Here is an 18,987-nt window from a genome sequence, read left to right on the forward strand (position 1 = left end):
TAATTCGTAATAATTTCGTTGATATAAGACGCTGAAAATGTTCATTTTCAGCGCGATTGCGTAGATTGCAAAGATTAATATTAAAAGGCATTACAGTTTTTAAAAGAACTGAACTAGAATGGCCTGGGCACTGATCCTGGATCAGATTAATCTCAACTTTGTCGCGGTGCGTAGTGGCCCTGACAACTTAACTAATCAACGGACTATGCGTTTAATCATTACGCTTTTCATGCTGGCCTTTGCGCAACTGTTTTTCAACGTCGCTGCTGCTTCCCCGCACGCGCCGGTGAACGTGAGTACGCATAAAGCAGAAAAAAAGAGCGCGCGCGACGATGAGCGCCGCAAGCGTCGCCAGGTAAAAACGGTGACCAAAAAAACTCGCCTCAGCCCTGTTCAAAAACTTAAAACGAAAAAACAGAAAAAAGTCGAACTCACTGCTCAACAGACGCCAGCTAAGAAGACCTCGCTTAAAACCGCCCGTATCAGCAAAAATAAAGAAAAAAAACGCTATGGTCATCAGCGCCTGCTGAAAACCGCTGAGGTCACCACCAGCGAACCTGGCACGATTAAAATGAGCAAATCTCACCGTCAGCGCTACCAGAAAGCGCGCGAAACCGCGATGACTAAGCTGATGGGACAGCTGGGTAAACCTTATCTGTGGGGCGGCACCTCACCACATACTGGTTTCGATTGCAGCGGTCTGGTCTGGTATGCCTATAAAGATCTGGTGAAGTTCAAGATCCCGCGTACCGCTAACGAGATGTATCACCTGCGTGACGCTGCGCCAATCAAGCGTGAATCGCTGGAGAAAGGCGATCTGGTCTTCTTCCGCATTAACGGCCGCGGTACTGCGGATCACGTCGGCGTTTACCTGGGCAATGGCAAGTTTATTCAGTCGCCACGTACCGGCAAAGATATTCAGATCAGTGCATTAGGGGAAGACTACTGGCAGCGCCACTATATTGGTGCGCGTCGTGTGATGACGCCGAAAACCATTCGCTGATCAGCACTACAGTTCGAAAAAAGCCGGGATAATCCCGGCTTTTTTATTAGTGCAGAATGGCAGTAAAACTAAAGGCCACAATCATCAGCAGACAGCCGACAGTAGTCATCAAAGCCAGTTTCAAATCAGTACTCATTACCTGCTCCTTAGTCACACACTTTGTAGGGATATGGCATTTTCCCACATGACCTGGTAAAAATCTCGTTTTATCCGTTCAGCCTTGTTAGAATCCCGCCTTTGTTGCGCAACGCGCGCAACCCTGATTCCGTTTGCGCATCTTTTCAGGCGTTTTTTCTCCGCCAGCAGCCTGTTTACCGGCCAGAAAAACCGTATTTTTGCGGAAAATTCCCTGAGAAGACGCAAACGTTTAACATTACGCTTATCATAGAGTTAGGTAAGCAATGGAGTCCGATTTTCATGGCAACAATTAAAGATGTGGCGAAACGCGCTGGCGTCTCAACGACCACCGTTTCGCACGTCATCAATAAAACCCGCTTTGTCGCTGAAGAGACGCGCGAGGCGGTCTGGCAGGCAATTAAAGAATTGCACTACTCGCCGAGCGCTGTCGCGCGCAGCCTGAAAGTAAACCACACCAGGACGCTGGGTCTGCTTGCCACGTCCAGCGAAGCGCCCTATTTCGCTGAAATTATTGAGGCGGTTGAAAATCACTGTTTTGATAAAGGTTATACGCTGATTCTGGGGAATGCGCATAACGACCTGCAAAAACAGCGCGCCTACCTCAGCATGATGGCGCAGAAGCGCGTCGATGGCCTGCTGGTGATGTGCTCTGAGTATCCGGACGATCTGCTGCAGATGCTGGAAGAGAACCGCAATATCCCGATGGTGGTGATGGACTGGGGCGAATCGCGCGCAGACTTCACCGACACGGTCCTGGATAATGCTTTCCAGGGTGGCTATCTGGCGGGACGCTATCTGATTGAACGTGGACACCGTGATATTGGTGCGATTCCCGGTCAGATGGAGCGTAACACCGGCGGCGGACGTCATGCCGGCTTCCTGAAGGCGCTGGAAGAAGCGGGTATTCAGCCACGCGCGGAGTGGATTGTGCAGGGTGACTTTGAGCCGGAGTCGGGCTATCAGGCGATGCAGCAGATCCTGTCGCAAAAGCAGCGCCCGACCGCCGTGTTCTGCGGCGGCGACATCATGGCGATGGGGGCCATTTGCGCCGCCGACGAAATGGGTCTGCGCGTGCCGCAGGATATTTCGGTTATCGGTTATGATAATGTGCGCAACGCACGCTATTTCGCCCCTGCCCTGACCACGGTGCATCAGCCTAAAGCCCAGTTGGGTGAGAAGGCGCTGGATATGCTGCTCGACCGCATTACCAGTAAGCGCGAAGTGTCACAAACGATTGAGGTCCATCCGACGTTGATTGAGCGGCGTTCAGTAGCTGATGGTCCGTTCCGCGACTATCGCCGCTAATCCTCGCTTAACCACTCCTGATTAAGCGTTCGCGCATCACCCAGATAGCTGAGCAACCAGCCTGTCGCCGGTGATGCGCGATCCTCTGCCCAGCTAACGCAACAGGGACTGTCCGGAAATGCCACCGGCAGCGTCAGCTCCACCAGCTCGCCAGTGTCGAGCAGTGGCCTTGCCAGATGACCCGGCACCATCGCCACGCACAAGCCCGCCTGCACGCACTCCAGTCCGGTTTGCCACTCCGGCACCACCAGCCTGCGCTGGTTATCCAGCGTCCATGTCATTCGACGCGGTAGTGCGCGTGATGTATCTTCCAGTACCAGGGACGGCCAGCTACGCAGCGTGTCGTCATCTATCTTGCTCGCCTGCGTCAGAGGATGATCGGGCGCGACCACGCAGCGCCAGTTGAGCGTACCCATATCACGAAACGCAAACCGTCCCCCCACCGGAATCGCCTGCGTGGCACCAATTGCGACTTCCACCCGGCCATCGGCCAGTGCATCCCAGACACCGTTAAACACTTCGTAGCTGATGATCAGTTCCATATCGGGGAAGTGGCGATAGAAATCTTTGGCCAGCTGTCGGGTACGCTGAGGTTTGGCAATACGGTCAACAGCAATGCTGAGCTGCCCGCGCCAGCCGTTGGCCAGCTGCTGACACTGCCGCCGTGTGGCAAGCATTTTTTTGATGACGCTGCGCCCTTCCCGGACAAAATGCTCCCCTGCAGGCGTCAGCACCACTTCACGATGCTGGCGTTCGAACAGCGGCACCGCCAGCCAGTTCTCCAGCTGACGCACTGTATAGCTGATGGCAGAAGGTACCCGATGCAGCTCCTGCGCGGCTGCGCTGAAGCTGCCTCCGCGGGCAACCGCGTCAACGACCTCTAATGCATATTCTGACCACATAATCTGCCTTCAAAAATTTTAACAGCAACCGGCAAATATTACCGTTTCACAGCGGCAAACGCACCTTTTACACTCTGCCGCGTTTATCCTGCAAAAATGAGAATGAGATGCTGTCGAATAAAGGATTTATGCCCTATCTTGCCCTGCTGAGCATGCTCGGCTTTTTAGCCACTGACATGTATCTGCCCGCCTTTGGTGCGATGCAGCAAACATTTAACACCTCGCCTGGTCTGATCAGCGCCAGTATGAGTCTGTTCCTGGCGGGCTTCGCCGTAGGTCAGCTCTTCTGGGGACCGCTTTCCGATCGCATCGGCCGTAAACCCGTACTGCTGGCCGGACTGGCCATGTTTGGCGTCGGCTGTGCGGGCATGTTGTGGGTGAATGATATTGCTCTGATGCTGACGCTGCGCTTTGTGCAGGCGATAGGCGTCTGTGCTGCGGCCGTGAGCTGGCAGGCGCTGGTAGTGGATCGCTACCCCGCCGCGCGCGCCAACAAAGTCTTTGCAACGATTATGCCGCTGGTTGCGCTCTCCCCGGCGCTGGCCCCGTTGCTGGGTGCCTGGCTGATCGGCCATTTCCACTGGCGTTCGATTTTCCTGGTGCTGACGCTGATTGCGGTGGCGTTGATTCTGACCACGCTGCGTTTGCCCACAGTACGCCCGGAAGCACGTGAAAAAGGAGCACAGCCCGGCTTCCTCACTCTGTTGAAATCCCGGGTCTACAGCGGCAACGTGCTGATCTACTCCGCCTGTTCTGCCAGTTTTTTTGCCTGGCTGACCGGCTCGCCGTTCATTCTGGCGGATCTGGGCCTTTCGCCCGCCGATATCGGCCTGAGTTATGTGCCCCAGACGCTCGCCTTTTTGATTGGCGGATTCGGCTGTCGCGCCATGCTCAACCGCTTTCATGGCGCTCAGCTGTTACCGTGGCTGCTGGGCATTTACAGCCTGAGCATTCTGGCGCTGTTTGCCGTAGCACTGTCAGGCAACAGCATGCTGGTGAGCCTGATGGTGCCGTTCTGTGGGATGGCGCTGGCTAACGGCGCAATTTATCCGATTGTGGTTTCCAGTGCGCTGACGCCCTTCCCGCACGCCACCGGTAAAGCAGCCGCATTGCAGAACACCTTACAACTCGGACTCTGCTTTGCTGCAAGCCTGGCAGTCTCTGCCGGATTAACCCAGGCGCTGTTTACCACTACGCTGATAATGACGGTAACGATTCTGCTGGCGCTACTCGGTTACGCTCTGCAGCGTACCGCAAGCGCACAAACTGTTGTTGCCTCTCCGCAACCTGCCTGCCAGGATAATCACTGATACACTGACTTTTTCGTTAGCCTCCTAACAATAAGTCATTGAATATTGACCCGCGTGAGCATATACTCATTCGGGTCAACAAATCTGTAATAAATCAACAATATAATAACGTAATAATCTGATTGGTACCCTGTTGCCGGGACGGTATTTGCGCGCGTTATTCTTACCCTGACCGACCTGCTGCAGGCTATTGCAGTCCTCTGTATCACACAGTCAACCGTTGTGCGGAGTCATCCGTACCGTTTCTCAATGCCTGACGAAATTGACTACTCTTTGTTCAGGTTCAGATTGGACAGGTGGTGGAAAAGCTATGAGTTCATCTTATGCAGAAGCAGTGAGTCCTGAAGAAAACCATTGGTATCGCATCGTCCACGAAATGCTGGAAAAAGCGGATATTGAAATTAATGGTTCACGTCCCTGGGATATTCATATTAATCATCCCGGCTTTTTTAAGCGTGTTCTACAGGAAGGATCGCTTGGGCTCGGCGAGAGCTATATGGATGGGTGGTGGGAGTGCGACCGGCTGGATATTTTCTTCCATCAGGTGCTTAAACATAAACTCGATCAGCAACTCCCGCATCACTTTAAAGATACGCTGCGCATCGCCGCTGCCCGCTTAACCAATCTGCAGTCGAAAAAGCGGGCCTGGATTGTCGGTAAAGAGCATTACGACCTGGGTAACGATCTCTTTTCACGGATGCTTGACCCCTATATGCAATATTCCTGTGGCTACTGGAAAGAGGCCACGACCCTGGCAACAGCGCAGGAAGCCAAGCTGGATATGATTTGCCGTAAATTAGCGCTGGAACCCGGAATGTCGCTGTTGGATATCGGCTGTGGCTGGGGCGGACTCGCGGAATTTGCCGCACGTCATTACGGCGTCAAAGTGCATGGCGTGACGATTTCCGCCGAACAACAGAAACTGGCGCAGCAGCGCTGTAGCGGATTAGATGTCACGATTCTGTTGCAGGATTATCGCGATCTGAATGAGCAGTTTGATCGCATCGTTTCAGTAGGCATGTTCGAGCATGTCGGGCCGAAGAATTACGCCACCTATTTTGATGTGGTCGATCGTAATTTAAAACCTGACGGTATTTTCCTTCTTCACACCATTGGCGCGATTAAAACCGATATGAGTGTCGATCCCTGGATTGACAAATATATCTTCCCTAACGGCTGCCTGCCTTCGGTGCGTCACGTAGCGGATGCCAGCGAGCCGCATTTTATTCTGGAAGACTGGCATAACTTCGGGGCCGATTACGACAAAACGCTGATGGCCTGGCATGAGCGCTTTTTGCAGGCCTGGCCGGAGCTGGCCGATAACTATGGCGAACGCTTCAAGCGGATGTTCTCCTATTACCTTAATGCCTGTGCCGGTGCCTTCCGCGCGCGTGATATTCAGCTGTGGCAGATTGTGTTCAGTCGCGGTATTGAGGGAGGATTACGGGTGGCGCGGTAGTGCTCTGTCATGTAAACGCTGCGAATGCCAAATCATATTGAATCTCACAGCAACGAATAAGTTTAACGAGCAGGGAACTGGGTCAGAAGAGGAAAGCGTCCCGCGTCTGTGACAAAAACGCCGGGAGCGTTTTTGAACAACGCAACGTGTTGGCCCGGCAACGGGCGCACCTCAGGGATGAGGTGCGTACTAAAAACGCCGGGAGCGTTTTTGATCAACGCAACGCGTTGGCCCGTTTACGGGCGCACCTCAGAAATGAGGTGCGTCATCGCGCGGGCCGAGCGTGTCATGGACTGGATTTTGCGTCTTTCCGATCTGACCCTGTACCCTGTGATGGCTCGGTAAAACAGCAAACAGTTCAGATCCTATCACTACTCTCAAAGGCGCTCACACGCCCTTTATTAACTTTCGGAGGCAGGCTGGCCGGTCAGCGCACTCATCGCCGCCGCGGCATCGCGCTGAGCTAACACCCGTTCAACGGTCTCTACGATTGCCTGCGTGTGCGGATCGATCTCAATGTTGACCCGGTCGCCAAAGGTCTTCGCGCCCAGCGTCGTGCGCTCCAGCGTTTCCGGAATCAGATAGACGCAGAACTTGGTCTTCGTCACATCACCTACCGTCAGGCTGATGCCGTCAATACCGACAAAACCTTTATGCAGAATATATTTCATCTGCATCGGATCCTGGATTTTAAACCAGACTTCGCGATTGTGTTCTGACTGGATAATCTTGCAGATTTCAGCGGTGGTCATAATATGACCTGACATCAGATGACCGCCTATTTCATCGCTGAATTTCGCTGCACGCTCAATATTCACCACATCGCCCTGACGTAAATCGCCAAGGTTAGTCACGCGCAATGTCTCTTTAATTAAATCAAAACTGACGCGGTCACCTTCGATTGCCGTTACAGTCAGACAGCATCCGTTATGGGCTACGGATGCGCCCAGCGCCAGGCCCGGCAGGAGCTCTTCCGGCAGTCGGACAGTGTGGGTACGAAACAGTTCTTTTTCTTCAATGGACACGATTTCTGCGGTGCCCTGCACAATACCGGTAAACATAGTCTTTGCCTCTGCGAAGTTTACGCTAGTTTATCACAGCTCCGGTCGGCTGATAGAATTCAGCCCACGCCGCCTCTGTAATCTGTGGCAAAACGCATTGTGTGACAAAGATTGGCGAATTCTGTTACCACGGTTACACTGGTTCGCGCTATTCCCCGGGCTTTTCTGCCCTTTTAACTCATTTAATAAGTCAGGTGTTAACGTGCAGAAGTATTTAACAGAAGCGCGTCAATTGCTGGCCCTTGCGATTCCGGTCATCCTTGCTCAGGTGGCCCAAACCGCAATGGGATTTGTGGATACCATTATGGCCGGTGCAGTCAGCGCCACGGATATGGCCGCCGTTGCTGTCGGCACCTCTGTCTGGCTTCCGGCCATCCTGTTTGGTCATGGTCTTCTGCTAGCATTGACGCCCACCGTTGCGCAACTCAACGGTTCAGGCCGCCGCGAACGCATCGGCGAACAGATCCGCCAGGGCTACTGGCTCGCCTTTTTTGTCTCACTGCTGATTATGGTGCTGCTGTGGCACGCCGGTTATCTTATCCGGGCGATGCATGACATCGATCCCGCGCTGGCGCGTAAAGCCGAGGGCTATCTGCACGCCCTGCTGTTCGGCGCGCCAGGCTATCTCTTCTTTCAGGTGCTGCGAAATCAGTGCGAGGGGCTGTCGAAAACCAAACCCGGCATGGTGCTGGGCTTTCTGGGCCTGATGTTTAACATCCCGCTAAACTATGTCTTTATCTACGGTCACTTCGGCATGCCCGCATTGGGCGGTGTCGGCTGCGGCGTGGCAACGGCATCGGTCTACTGGGTGATGTTTATCTGCATGCGCTTCTGGGTGCGCCGGATGGGCAGCATGCGTGATATCCGCATGGAGAGCCGCTGGTCGCCGCCTTCGCGTCCGATTCTGAGCCGTCTTATGACGCTGGGATTGCCGGTGGCACTTGCGCTGTTCTTTGAAGTCACGTTGTTTGCCGTTGTGGCCCTGCTGGTGTCACCACTGGGGATCGTGAATGTGGCCGGTCACCAAATCGCGTTAAACTTCAGTTCACTGATGTTTGTATTACCGCTGTCGCTGGGCGTCGCAACCACCATCCGCGTCGGCTATCGTCTGGGCCAGGGCTCTACCGAGCAGGCAAGAGTCGCCGCCTGGACCGCCCAGGGTGTGGGCATCAGCATGGCCGCGCTGACCGCCATTTTTACCGTGACGTTTCGTCATCAGATTGCCCTGCTCTATAACGATAATCCGGAAGTGGTCACACTGGCGGCGCAGCTGATGCTGCTGGCAGCGATTTATCAGTTCTCGGACTCGATACAGGTGATTGGCAGCGGAATCCTGCGTGGGTATAAAGACACAAGGTCCATTTTCTTTATTACCTTTATCGCTTACTGGCTGCTGGGACTGCCCGCCGGGTATCTGCTGGCGCTGACAGACTGGCTGGTTCCCCGGATGGGACCAGCGGGCTTCTGGTGCGGCTTTATTATCGGTCTGACCTCAGCGGCGGTCATGATGATCTGGCGCATCAGACGTTTACAGCGGTCACCTGCGGAAATCATCCTGGCGCGCGCGGCGCGATAACCCTAAAAGCGGGCTATTTATAGCCCGCGATGACGAAAAAAACGACGGTTAGCACAGTTGCTGCTCAGTCATGGCGAAAAAACTATTTTCCCCTTGCCAGGCTTCTGTGCTGCCGTTAATATTCGTCCCCGCTGTCGCCCTGACAGCATGTTGCGCTCTTAGCTCAGTTGGTTAGAGCACCACCTTGACATGGTGGGGGTCGATGGTTCGAGTCCATTAGAGCGCACCAAGTGCGTCCGTAGCTCAGTTGGTTAGAGCACCACCTTGACATGGTGGGGGTCGGTGGTTCGAGTCCACTCGGACGCACCAATATTCAGTATGCGCTCTTAGCTCAGTTGGTTAGAGCACCACCTTGACATGGTGGGGGTCGATGGTTCGAGTCCATTAGAGCGCACCACTTTCAGAATTTCTTCAACTTGCGCAACTCTCCCTTTTATTGATCTGCATCGCTCGCCCCTCTGCTTTTTGATTGGTTTTCGCATACTTAGCGTCTATACTGTCCCGCGTTGCTTACTTGAAAGGTTTCAGCGATCACGTGCTTACTGCGATAACTCAAATGATTTGCGCAACAACAGCGTGGTGGTTACCAACCGTAACCGCACAACTTCCCTGCACGCCTGGCCTTCGTCACCTATTCTTACTCAGTACTGCCCATTTCAGTCTCAATCAGAATTTTCATTTCGATGCGCTGCCATCGGATTTCGCCCTTATTCATCCATCACAACTTACAGAAAATCCGTCATGAAAAAGACTAAAATCGTTTGTACAATCGGCCCGAAAACCGAATCCGAAGAGATGCTGACTCAACTGCTTGAAGCGGGCATGAATGTTATGCGTCTTAACTTCTCTCACGGCGACTATGCTGAGCATGGTCAACGCATTACTAATATGCGTGCCGTCATGCAAAAAACCGGCCGTCAGGCGGCTATCCTGCTGGACACCAAAGGCCCTGAAATCCGCACCATGAAGCTGGAAGGCGGCAACGATGCGGCGCTGAAAGCTGGCCAGACCTTTACCTTCACTACCGACCAGAGTGTGATCGGCAACAGTGAGCGCGTTGCGGTAACCTATCCGGGTTTCACAGCCGACCTGAAAATTGGTAACACCGTGCTGGTCGATGATGGCCTGATTGGCATGGAAGTGACCGAAGTCACTGAAAATACCGTCGTGTGCAAGGTCCTGAACAATGGCGACCTGGGTGAGAACAAAGGCGTTAACCTGCCGGGCGTTTCCATCCAGCTGCCTGCGCTGGCAGAAAAAGACAAGCGCGACCTGATTTTTGGTTGTGAGCAGGGCGTAGATTTTGTCGCCGCCTCGTTCATCCGCAAGCGTTCAGACGTGCTGGAAATTCGTGAGCACCTGAAACAGCACGGCGGCGAGCATATCCAGATCATCTCTAAAATCGAAAACCAGGAAGGCCTGAATAACTTCGACGAAATCCTCGAAGCGTCAGACGGCATCATGGTTGCACGTGGTGACCTGGGTGTTGAGATCCCGGTAGAAGAAGTGATCTTCGCGCAGAAGATGATGATCAAAAAATGTAATAAAGCACGCAAAGTCGTTATCACTGCGACTCAGATGCTTGATTCAATGATCAAGAACCCACGCCCTACCCGTGCAGAAGCCGGTGACGTGGCGAACGCCATCCTCGACGGTACCGATGCGGTAATGCTGTCTGGTGAGAGCGCTAAGGGTCGTTATCCGCTGGAGTCAGTCACCATTATGGCGACCATCTGTGAGCGTACCGACCGCGTCATGAAGTCACGCATCGACAGCCAGAACGATACCCGCAAGCTGCGTATCACTGAAGCAGTCTGCCGTGGTGCGGTAGAGACCGCTGAGAAGCTGGAAGCGCCACTGATCGTGGTCGCGACCGAAGGCGGTAAGTCTGCAAAAGCCGTGCGTAAATATTTCCCGAACGCCACCATTCTGGCACTGACAACCAATCCGACCACCGCACGTCAGCTGATCCTGAGTAAAGGGATTGAGACACGTCTGGTCACTGAAATCGCCTCAACCGATGATTTCTATCGTCTGGGTAAAGAAGCGGCGCTGGAAAGTGGTTATGGTCAGAAAGGTGATGTTGTGGTGCTGGTCTCAGGTGCATTAGTACCAAGCGGAACTACCAACACTGCCTCTGTACACGTACTGTAAAACTCTTTTTTGCTGTTATTTTAAAGCGCCTTAATGGGGCGCTTTTTTTATTTCTACTTAAACCAAATCCGGGAAAATTCCAATCGAAAATAACTATTCAAATACTCTTAATATTAAGGTTAATCCGATTAAATCTCTCTGTTTTCGCTAATTTTTTTTATCATATTCTGGGATTCGCTGCTTCTTTGAGCGAACGATCAAATTTAAGCATCTTCTCATCAAAAATTTATTCTCAACTTAAAAAGCTTTGTGTAATACTTGTATTGCTACATGGAGATTAACTCAATCTAGAGGGTATAAATAATGAATCGTACTAAACTGGTACTGGGCGCGGTAGTTCTGGCTTCAACTATGCTGGCTGGTTGCTCAAGCAACGCTAAAATCGATCAGCTGTCTTCAGACGTTCAGACTCTGAACGCGAAAGTTGACCAGCTGAGCAACGACGTGAACGCAGTGCGTTCAGACGTTCAGGCTGCTAAAGATGACGCAGCTCGCGCTAACCAGCGTCTGGACAACCAGGCTCACTCTTACCGTAAGTAAGAGTTCTGGTTTAGAAATGGCGCCTTCAGGGCGCCATTTTTTTGCTCTGAATTCAGTGCCCTTTCAGGCACTCATTCGTTCAGGGCTGTACAGCTTCACCTTCGGCCTGCACATCCGGGCTATTCGCATTCGCCGAGGCACTCTCCAGCCCCGCAGGCGGCACGGTATCACTCTGCACCGGCTCGCCACTGCTGACCAGGACAGGCATGCCTGAGCGTCGCGCTAAGCTGGCTTTAATCAGCGCGCTATCACTCTTCTCACTCTTCATGAATTTCTTCAGGTCACTGCCGATCGCAATGGGCATGGTCTGTGGATCGTCTTTATCGTTCCGCGACAGCGGCTGATGCACTTCCACATAGCGTTTTCCATCCGGCTCCACCGCGTACTTAACCGGCTGGTTGATGATCTGAACACGTGTACCTTTGGGTGCGGCGTTAAACAGTGCTTCGATATCCTCTGAACGCAGACGGATGCAGCCTGAACTGACCCGCATGCCGATGCCAAACTTCGCATTGGTGCCGTGGATCAGATACTGCCCGGTACCCCGTGCCAGACGCATGGCAAACTGCCCCATCGGGTTATCCGGTCCTGCTGGTACCACGCCAGGCAATGTAATGCCCTCTTTGGCGTAGCGCTTGCGAATGTTAACCGTGGGAGTCCAGGTCGGGTTAGGGATTTTCTGGCTGATCCGGGTTACCATCACCGGCGTTGCCGCACCCAGCTGGCCAATGCCAATGGGATAGACAATGACCTTATTTTCCCCTTTGGGATAGTAGTAGAGCCGCAGCTCGGCCAGATTCACCACAATCCCTTCGCGTGGCGTGTCGGGCAGGATCATCTGCAGCGGTACTGTCAGCTGGGTACCCGCTTTCGGCAGCCAGGGATCGGTGCCGGGATTTGCCTCCAGCATGCCCAGCAGCCCGACCTGGTAGCGGGCTGCAATGGCTTCCAGCGGTTGTTTATCATCAGGAACCTGAGTCAGCACGTTTTCGCCAATCAGGCGACTGTCAGGCGGAGGCAGCGGGTATTCGGTGGCGAATGCGGGTGCAGAGAGCCCAAAGCAGGTCAGCAGCAATGCACCGGCTAAACGTAAAGCAGGTTTCATGCAATTTTCTCGTCAGATAAAAAAACAGACGCCGGATGGCGTCTGTCGAGTGTAACTTAGCTGAGGTTCTGAGCGGTATGGCGAATAGACCGAATCATCGCCTCCAGCCCCTGCGACCGGGTGGGCGTCAGGTGCTGCACCAGGGCCAGTTCGCCAAACCAGTGGCGCACATCCAGCGCCAGAATTTCGGCAGGTGGCAGGTTCTGATAGAGACTAAACACGATAGCAATCAGACCTTTAACGATAGCGGCATCGCTGTCACCTTCAAATGCGATGGTGCCATCTGTCTGCGGGGTCATTCTGATCCATACCTGACTCTGGCAACCCGAAATCGCGTTTTCCGGCTGGTGTAATGTTTCAGAAGATTCCGGAAGCTTTGAACCCAGTTCGATAATGTAAAGGTACTTCTCTTCCCAGTTAGCACAACGGTTGAAGTTGCGAACCAGTTTCTCTTTTTCAGGCAAATTCGCCATCAGTAACTCCGTTAAAACTGTTCAGCCGCCCAGCAGACGATGAATACGCGTCAAACCGGCAGCCAGACGATCCACTTCCTCTTCACTGTTGTAGAAGGTGAAGGAGGCACGGCACATCGCCGGGACATTGTAGTGCTGCATCAGCGGCATCGCACAGTGATGTCCGGTGCGGATGGCAATACCATATTGATCCAGGAAACTGCCGACATCAAAGGCATGATGTTTGCCCAGGTTGAAGGCAATAACACCGGCACGAGACTGCGGGCCGTAGATCTGAATATCCGGAACGGTGCCCAGCTTATCAAGCGCATAGTTCATCAGTGCCGTCTCGCGCTGATGAATCGTATCCAGTCCCAGCGCCTGCACATAGGCCATCGCAGCGCCAAAGCCGATAATGCCGCCGGTGTTGGGTGTACCTGCTTCAAAACGCCACGGCGCACTGTTCCAGGTGGTACCGGTAGGCAGCAGAACCTGACCGATCATCGAACCGCCGCCTTCCCACGGTGGCATCTCATCCAGCAGCGCTTTGCGCCCATAGAGAATACCGACGCCATTCGGACCGTAAAGTTTATGGCTGGAGAAGACGTAGAAGTCGCAGCCGATATCCTGCACATCGACTTTGTCATGCATCACGGCCTGCGCGCCATCCACCAGCGTAATCACGCCAGCGGCTTTTGCCTGGGCCACGATGGCTTTAACCGGGTTAACAGTGCCGAGTACGTTTGACACATGCGTCACGGCCAGCAAACGCGTGCGGCTGTCGATCAGCCCCGCCAGTTGCTCCAGCGCCAGTTCACCGTTGTCATTTAAGGGCAGGACACGCACTTCTGCGCCGGTACGCTGCGCCAGCATCTGCCACGGCACGATATTGGCGTGATGCTCCATCTCCGTGATGATGAGGTTGTCGCCAGATCTGAGGTTACTGCTGCCCCAGGTATTCGCCACCAGGTTGATGCCTTCGGTGGTGCCTTTAACGAAGACAATCTCTTCCTGTGATCCGGCATTAATGAAACGGGCAGCCTGATCGCGCACGTTTTCCATATCGCTGGTCGCCTGCTGGCTCAGCGTATGGATACCACGATGCACAGCTGCATAGCCGTGCTGATAGAAATGACTCTCGGCATTAATCACCGAGAGGGGACGCTGTGCGCTGGCTGCACTGTCAAGATAGGCCAGCGGATGACCGTTGACCTCACGCTTCAGGATAGGAAAGTCAGCCCTGATGCGTTCGAGATCGAAGTTCATCATACGTCGCCTCCGGGAAAACGTTGTGCGATACGCTGCAGTACAGCCTGGCGCATCACTTCATTTTCAAGCGTTTCGGTAAGTTCAGCTGCAAACGCATGAATAATCATGGTCTGTGCCGCATCCTCCTCAATACCGCGAGAACGCAGATAGAACATCTGCTCATCGTCAATACGACCAATGGTAGCACCGTGGCTGCACTTAACGTCATCCGCGTAAATTTCGAGCTGCGGTTTGGTGTCGACTTCAGAAAGCTTGCCCAGTAACAGGTTGTTATTGGTCATCTGCCCGTCAGTCTTCAGTGCATGCTGTGCCACTTTGATATGACCGTTAAACACCGCACGCCCTTTGTCACGCACGATGGTTTTATGCATCTGGCGGCTGACACAGTGGCCTTTGTTGTGCTCCAGGTAAGTACGGGTATCCGCCACTTCCTGTTTCACCGGCAGAACCAGGCTGTTGATGGCCAGCGTGGTGTTTTCGCCATTCAGCTGAGTACTGGTATTGTGACGCGACAGGCCCGCACCCAGCAGGAAGCTCGTGCTGCTGACCTGGCCATCATTACCAATCACCAGATCGTTGTGCGCAAAGTGGTAGCTGGCGCTGCTTTCAAAGGCGAGCTTGGTGTGAGTCAGTTTCGCATTGTCACCGATCGCAAAGGTAAAGCGCGTGCCGGTGAAATGGGCGCGTTCATCCAGTGAAACGTAGTGCTCAATGACTTCCGCTTCGGCACTCTCTTCCAGCTGCAGGTGATGGCGATAATGAACCGTGTTCATGCCCGTCTGCTGACCGCTGGTGATATGCAACAGGTAGACCGGACGCGCTGCGGCTTTACCGCGTGCGAGACGCAGGGTCGTCACCTCTTCTGCCAGGCTCTCGGTCAGGTGCAGAAAGACTTCCGGCTGAACCGCGGCAGGCAGCGGACGGCGATCGGCGGCCACGCTGTGCTGGATCTCAAACAGTTCGACGTCGCAGCTGCTGAAGGCGGGCTGGAACTGACCGTCAACGTACACCAGACGGATTGCATCCAGCGGCAGCGCCAGCGCATCAACCTGTTCAGCACTCAGGGTCTGCGGCGCATCGGGCAGCACAAATTGCTGGGACAGCAGGGTGTCCAGCGGCGTGTACTTCCAGTTTTCATGCTTCCGGGTTGGCAGGCCAACCCGCATCAGTTGCTGCCAGTGCTGCTGTGCCTGCAGAGAACGCACGTCGCCGCGCGATTCAAACAGGTGATGCCACTGTTGCAGCGCAGAATCACTCTTCGTCGGTAAGCCAGCCATAACCTTGCTCCTCCAGCTGTTTCACCAGCGAGAAGTCGCCAGATTTCACGATTTTGCCCTGATACAGAACATGAACGAAGTCTGGCTTGATGTAATCCAGAATACGCTGGTAATGGGTCACGATGATAAAGGCACGCTTCTCATCACGCAGGCTGTTAACGCCATTTGCGACGATTTTTAGTGCATCGATATCCAGACCGGAGTCAGTCTCATCCAGAATGCAGAGTTCCGGCTCCAGCGCCGCCATCTGCAGGATGTCGTTACGCTTCTTCTCACCGCCTGAGAAGCCAACGTTAACGGAACGGGTCAGCAGATCTTCCGGCATCTTCAGCAGATGAATTTTCTCTTCAATGAAGTCCTGGAAATCAAAACGATCCAGTTCGTCCTGCTGGCGATATTTACGCACCGCGTTGACCGAGGTTTGCAGGAAAAACTGGTTGCTGACGCCCGGAATTTCTACCGGATACTGGAAGGCCATAAAGATGCCTTCACCGGCACGCTCTTCAGGGGCCAGTTCCAGCAGATCTTTACCTTTGAAGCTCACTGAACCGCCGGTCACTTCATAATCTTCACGGCCTGCCAGCGTGGCTGACAGCGTACTTTTACCGGAGCCGTTCGGCCCCATGATGGCGTGTACTTCGCCCGGTTTAATTTCGAGATTCAGGCCACGCAGAATGGCTTTATCTTCAACACTGACCTGCAAATCTTTAATGCTTAACATTCTTATTCCTTCACATTGCTTCCGGCAAGGCGTGTGACGGCATCAGCCCACACTGTGCTCAAGGCTGATGGCTAACAATTTCTGGGCTTCCACGGCAAATTCCAGTGGCAGCTCCGAGAATACGTCTTTACAGAAGCCATTCACGATCATTGAGATGGCGTCTTCTTCACTGATACCGCGTTGCAGACAGTAGAACATCTGATCTTCGCCGATACGCGAGGTTGTGGCTTCATGCTCAAGCTGGGCGGTATTGTTGCGGGTTTCGACATACGGGAACGTATGTGCGCCGCAATCAGGGCCAATCAGCATTGAGTCACACTGCGTAAAGTTACGGGCATTGGTGGCGGTTGGCATGATTTTCACCAGGCCGCGATAGGTGTTCTGACTTTTACCGGCCGAAATCCCTTTAGAGATAATGGTCGATTTGGTGTTTTTACCAATGTGGATCATCTTTGTGCCGGTATCGGCCTGCTGACGACCGCTGGTCAGTGCCACCGAATAGAACTCACCCACCGAATAATCCCCGCGCAGAATGCAGCTCGGGTATTTCCAGGTGATAGCTGAACCGGTTTCAGACTGGGTCCAGGACATCTTGCTGTGGTCACCTTCACACAGCGCACGCTTGGTAACGAAGTTGAGGATACCGCCCTCGCCTTCGCCGCCAGGGAACCAGTTCTGAACGGTCGAATATTTCACTTCAGCATTTTTATGGATGATCACTTCGACCACGGCGGCATGCAGCTGATAGCTGTCACGCACGGGGGCTGAACAACCTTCGATGTAGCTGACGTAACTGTCTTCATCGGCAATCAGGATGGTACGTTCAAACTGACCGGTTTTCGCTGCGTTAATGCGGAAATAGGTCGATAGCTCCATCGGGCAGCGAACCCCTTTCGGGATATAGACGAAGGTGCCGTCAGAGGCCACCGCCGAGTTCAGCGCTGCGAAGAAGTTATCGTTAGCCGGAACCACCGTGCCGAGATACTGCTTCACCAGCTCCGGGTGTTCCTGAATCGCTTCGCCGAATGAACAGAAGATAATCCCCTGCTCCGCCAGCTTGCCGCGATAGGTAGTTGCCACAGAGACGGAGTCAAAAATGGCGTCAACCGCCACTTCCCGCCCTTCACGCACCGGCACACCCAGCTGATTAAAAGCGTTCTCAACTTCCTGCGTCAGGTAGTCGCTGGCTGGCGCGCTGCCTGAAGCCTGCGTCACACCCGGCTCTGAGGCACAGGTGTCATCGCAGTTACCGCAGGAGGGCGCGGAGTAGTAGCTGTAATCCTGATAATCGAGTTTTTCGTAGTGCGCTTTCAGCCAGTGAGGCTCTTCCATTTCAAGCCAGGCACGAAACGCTTTAAGACGAAACTCCAGCATCCACTCTGGCTCGTTACGCTTGGCCGAGATCGCCCGCACCACATCTTCATTGATGCCGTTGGCAAATTCTTCGGTCTGCAGTTGGGTAAAGAAGCCCTCTTTGTAGTTGAGCTTGCCTTCCCAGATTTGTACATCGTCAGATGTTTCGCTGTGTCGTGACATATTTCACTTACTCGACGCCAAAGCTCTCACCGCACCCGCAGGCGTGCTGAGCTTTAGGGTTATTGAATTTAAAAATCTGATTCAGGCCTTCACGAACGTAATCCAGTTCAGTGCCATCAACGAATGGCATCGCCTGAAGCGGCACAAACAGCGTTGCGCCGTGGAATGAGAACTGCAGATCGTCTTCGACGGGTTCTTTCACCAGATCCATGACGTAGCCAAACCCGGCGCAGCCGGATTGTTTTACGCCCAGACGCAGCCCCTTGACTTCAGGGTCCTGAGCCGCCAGATTGAGAATTTGTTGCGCTGCGGTTTCAGTCAGCGTCAGACCTTTCCAGACAAAATCGTCGGGTGAGAAAGAGTCTGTATTAACAGATGCCATGTTGATACCTCTTGAGTCCGGACCTTTTCAGGCTATCCCCCTATGGTAGTGATCTGACCAATCACTTCAACCTCTTGTTTTGCAGGGATAATCATCTTGTGCTGTTTTATTCGCTCAATTATTAAGCATAGCTGCTTCCGTTCACCCTGTGTGAACAATGTCAGTCGCAATAAGCCAGTGATAACCTATTAATAAATCACTCTATTTGAAATAACCATTTTTGATAAAAATGCTTATTGATAGGTTACGCCTTTCTCTGATGTAAACAGATTGTTATTTCCGATTATACCGACAGGCAGGATAAATCGATAAATTTTTCTCTCCTGCAATTGCAATCGCGGCCTGGATGAATATGATAATTATTATCATTAACATTCAGGGTGACGCCATGATGCTTTCTGTCTCCGCCTGGCTGCAGCATAAAATCGACGAATACCAGTTTTCAGTGCGTGATATCACCGTCGACTTTTATATGGCGCAGGCAAAACTTGACCGGGCCGACTGCACGATTCATCAGCTACGTCAGTTTAACGATGCCTGTGAGGATATGGCAGAAGTCTGCCAGTTGAACGGTGACGATCAGAGTTACCTTCATGCGATGGGTAAACTGCATCACCGGCTGGTGCAGGAGATGGGAAACAGCGATCGCGATCGCCTGTTCCGCCTTCAGGCCTATCAACTGGCGCGATTGTCCCTGACCCGCCTGTGCCATCAACTGGCCCTCGTCGGAGAGTGGAACAAAGCCACCGTGCTGCAAAGTGACTTTGTGCGTCACGCAGGCTGGATATTCTAATCCA

18 protein-coding genes and 3 tRNA genes are annotated in these 18,987 nt (G+C 53.3%); 11 read left to right on the top strand and 10 right to left on the bottom strand.

Features of this window, described 5'->3' with window-relative positions; translation table 11 throughout:
- Window positions 1-205 precede the first annotated feature (205 nt).
- Complete coding sequence (locus F3I20_RS02565; RefSeq protein WP_150012942.1) at window positions 206-1,003, top strand: C40 family peptidase; 798 nt, start codon at window positions 206-208, stop codon at window positions 1,001-1,003.
- A gap of 46 nt (window positions 1,004-1,049) precedes the next feature.
- On the opposite strand, the gene cydH is transcribed toward F3I20_RS02565, so the two are convergent.
- Window positions 1,050-1,139 carry a cytochrome bd-I oxidase subunit CydH gene (gene cydH / locus F3I20_RS02570; protein WP_095707274.1) on the bottom strand — a complete coding sequence of 30 codons (90 nt, stop codon included), beginning with the start codon at window positions 1,137-1,139 and terminating at the stop codon, window positions 1,050-1,052.
- A gap of 281 nt (window positions 1,140-1,420) precedes the next feature.
- Here cydH and purR point away from each other — a divergent pair, with 281 nt between their 5' ends.
- Window positions 1,421-2,446, top strand: coding sequence for an HTH-type transcriptional repressor PurR (gene purR, locus F3I20_RS02575; protein ID WP_150012844.1), 1,026 nt, complete (start codon window positions 1,421-1,423; stop codon window positions 2,444-2,446).
- On the opposite strand, the gene punR is transcribed toward purR, so the two are convergent.
- A complete protein-coding gene (gene punR, locus F3I20_RS02580; protein ID WP_150012842.1) occupies window positions 2,443-3,348 on the bottom strand; it encodes a DNA-binding transcriptional activator PunR in 906 nt (301 codons plus the stop codon). The genes purR and punR overlap by 4 nt on opposite strands.
- A gap of 107 nt (window positions 3,349-3,455) precedes the next feature.
- On the opposite strand from punR, the gene punC reads away from it, so the two are divergent.
- Together punC and cfa are read left to right on the top strand one after the other, a co-directional pair.
- Window positions 3,456-4,658, top strand: coding sequence for a purine nucleoside transporter PunC (gene punC, locus F3I20_RS02585; protein ID WP_150012840.1), 1,203 nt, complete (start codon window positions 3,456-3,458; stop codon window positions 4,656-4,658).
- A gap of 310 nt (window positions 4,659-4,968) precedes the next feature.
- The gene (gene cfa, locus F3I20_RS02590) at window positions 4,969-6,117 is read left to right on the top strand and encodes a cyclopropane fatty acyl phospholipid synthase (protein ID WP_150019307.1); all 1,149 of its coding nucleotides are present in this window, start codon (window positions 4,969-4,971) and stop codon (window positions 6,115-6,117) included.
- A 401-nt stretch (window positions 6,118-6,518) separates the two neighbouring features.
- Here cfa and F3I20_RS02600 read toward each other — a convergent pair whose 3' ends face one another.
- On the bottom strand, window positions 6,519-7,178 hold the full coding sequence (locus F3I20_RS02600) for a riboflavin synthase subunit alpha (RefSeq protein ID WP_150012834.1): 660 nt from the start codon (window positions 7,176-7,178) through the stop codon (window positions 6,519-6,521).
- Window positions 7,179-7,380: 202 nt separating this feature from the next.
- Here F3I20_RS02600 and F3I20_RS02605 point away from each other — a divergent pair, with 202 nt between their 5' ends.
- The 6 genes from F3I20_RS02605 to F3I20_RS02630 all read left to right on the top strand — a co-directional run bounded on the left by F3I20_RS02605 (window position 7,381) and on the right by F3I20_RS02630 (window position 11,448).
- Window positions 7,381-8,754 carry an MATE family efflux transporter gene (locus F3I20_RS02605; protein ID WP_150012832.1) on the top strand — a complete coding sequence of 458 codons (1,374 nt, stop codon included), beginning with the start codon at window positions 7,381-7,383 and terminating at the stop codon, window positions 8,752-8,754.
- 152 nt (window positions 8,755-8,906) lie between these two features.
- A tRNA-Val gene (locus F3I20_RS02610) sits at window positions 8,907-8,983 on the top strand.
- 3 nt (window positions 8,984-8,986) lie between these two features.
- Window positions 8,987-9,063, top strand: a tRNA-Val gene (locus F3I20_RS02615).
- 11 nt (window positions 9,064-9,074) lie between these two features.
- Window positions 9,075-9,151 (top strand) — tRNA-Val (locus tag F3I20_RS02620).
- Between the two features lie 344 nt (window positions 9,152-9,495).
- Window positions 9,496-10,908, top strand: coding sequence for a pyruvate kinase PykF (gene pykF / locus F3I20_RS02625; protein WP_150012830.1), 1,413 nt, complete (start codon window positions 9,496-9,498; stop codon window positions 10,906-10,908).
- 303 nt (window positions 10,909-11,211) lie between these two features.
- The gene (locus tag F3I20_RS02630; protein WP_003853216.1) at window positions 11,212-11,448 is read left to right on the top strand and encodes a major outer membrane lipoprotein; all 237 of its coding nucleotides are present in this window, start codon (window positions 11,212-11,214) and stop codon (window positions 11,446-11,448) included.
- Between the two features lie 79 nt (window positions 11,449-11,527).
- Here F3I20_RS02630 and F3I20_RS02635 read toward each other — a convergent pair whose 3' ends face one another.
- The 7 genes from F3I20_RS02635 to sufA are packed head-to-tail and all read right to left on the bottom strand — an operon-like array spanning window position 11,528 to window position 18,190.
- Window positions 11,528-12,553 (bottom strand): L,D-transpeptidase family protein, encoded by a 1,026-nt coding sequence (locus F3I20_RS02635; protein ID WP_150012828.1) that lies wholly within the window; start codon window positions 12,551-12,553, stop codon window positions 11,528-11,530.
- 56 nt (window positions 12,554-12,609) lie between these two features.
- On the bottom strand, window positions 12,610-13,026 hold the full coding sequence (sufE, locus tag F3I20_RS02640) for a cysteine desulfuration protein SufE (RefSeq protein ID WP_150012826.1): 417 nt from the start codon (window positions 13,024-13,026) through the stop codon (window positions 12,610-12,612).
- Window positions 13,027-13,047: 21 nt separating this feature from the next.
- Window positions 13,048-14,271, bottom strand: coding sequence for a cysteine desulfurase SufS (gene sufS / locus F3I20_RS02645; RefSeq protein ID WP_150012940.1), 1,224 nt, complete (start codon window positions 14,269-14,271; stop codon window positions 13,048-13,050).
- On the bottom strand, window positions 14,271-15,551 hold the full coding sequence (gene sufD, locus F3I20_RS02650; RefSeq protein WP_150038022.1) for a Fe-S cluster assembly protein SufD: 1,281 nt from the start codon (window positions 15,549-15,551) through the stop codon (window positions 14,271-14,273). Before sufD ends, sufS begins: the two co-directional genes overlap by 1 nt.
- Entirely contained in the window at window positions 15,526-16,272 is a 747-nt protein-coding gene (sufC, locus tag F3I20_RS02655; protein WP_013357697.1) for a Fe-S cluster assembly ATPase SufC, read from the bottom strand. Before sufC ends, sufD begins: the two co-directional genes overlap by 26 nt.
- Window positions 16,273-16,314: 42 nt before the next feature.
- On the bottom strand, window positions 16,315-17,808 hold the full coding sequence (gene sufB, locus F3I20_RS02660; RefSeq protein ID WP_013357696.1) for a Fe-S cluster assembly protein SufB: 1,494 nt from the start codon (window positions 17,806-17,808) through the stop codon (window positions 16,315-16,317).
- 7 nt (window positions 17,809-17,815) lie between these two features.
- Window positions 17,816-18,190 (bottom strand): Fe-S cluster assembly scaffold SufA, encoded by a 375-nt coding sequence (gene sufA, locus F3I20_RS02665; RefSeq protein WP_003853229.1) that lies wholly within the window; start codon window positions 18,188-18,190, stop codon window positions 17,816-17,818.
- Window positions 18,191-18,578: 388 nt separating this feature from the next.
- On the opposite strand from sufA, the gene F3I20_RS02670 reads away from it, so the two are divergent.
- Window positions 18,579-18,983 (top strand): hypothetical protein, encoded by a 405-nt coding sequence (locus tag F3I20_RS02670; RefSeq protein WP_150012938.1) that lies wholly within the window; start codon window positions 18,579-18,581, stop codon window positions 18,981-18,983.
- Window positions 18,984-18,987: the final 4 nt, after the last annotated feature.

This window comes from Candidatus Pantoea gossypiicola (assembly GCF_008632075.1).
GTDB lineage: Bacteria > Pseudomonadota > Gammaproteobacteria > Enterobacterales > Enterobacteriaceae > Pantoea > Pantoea gossypiicola.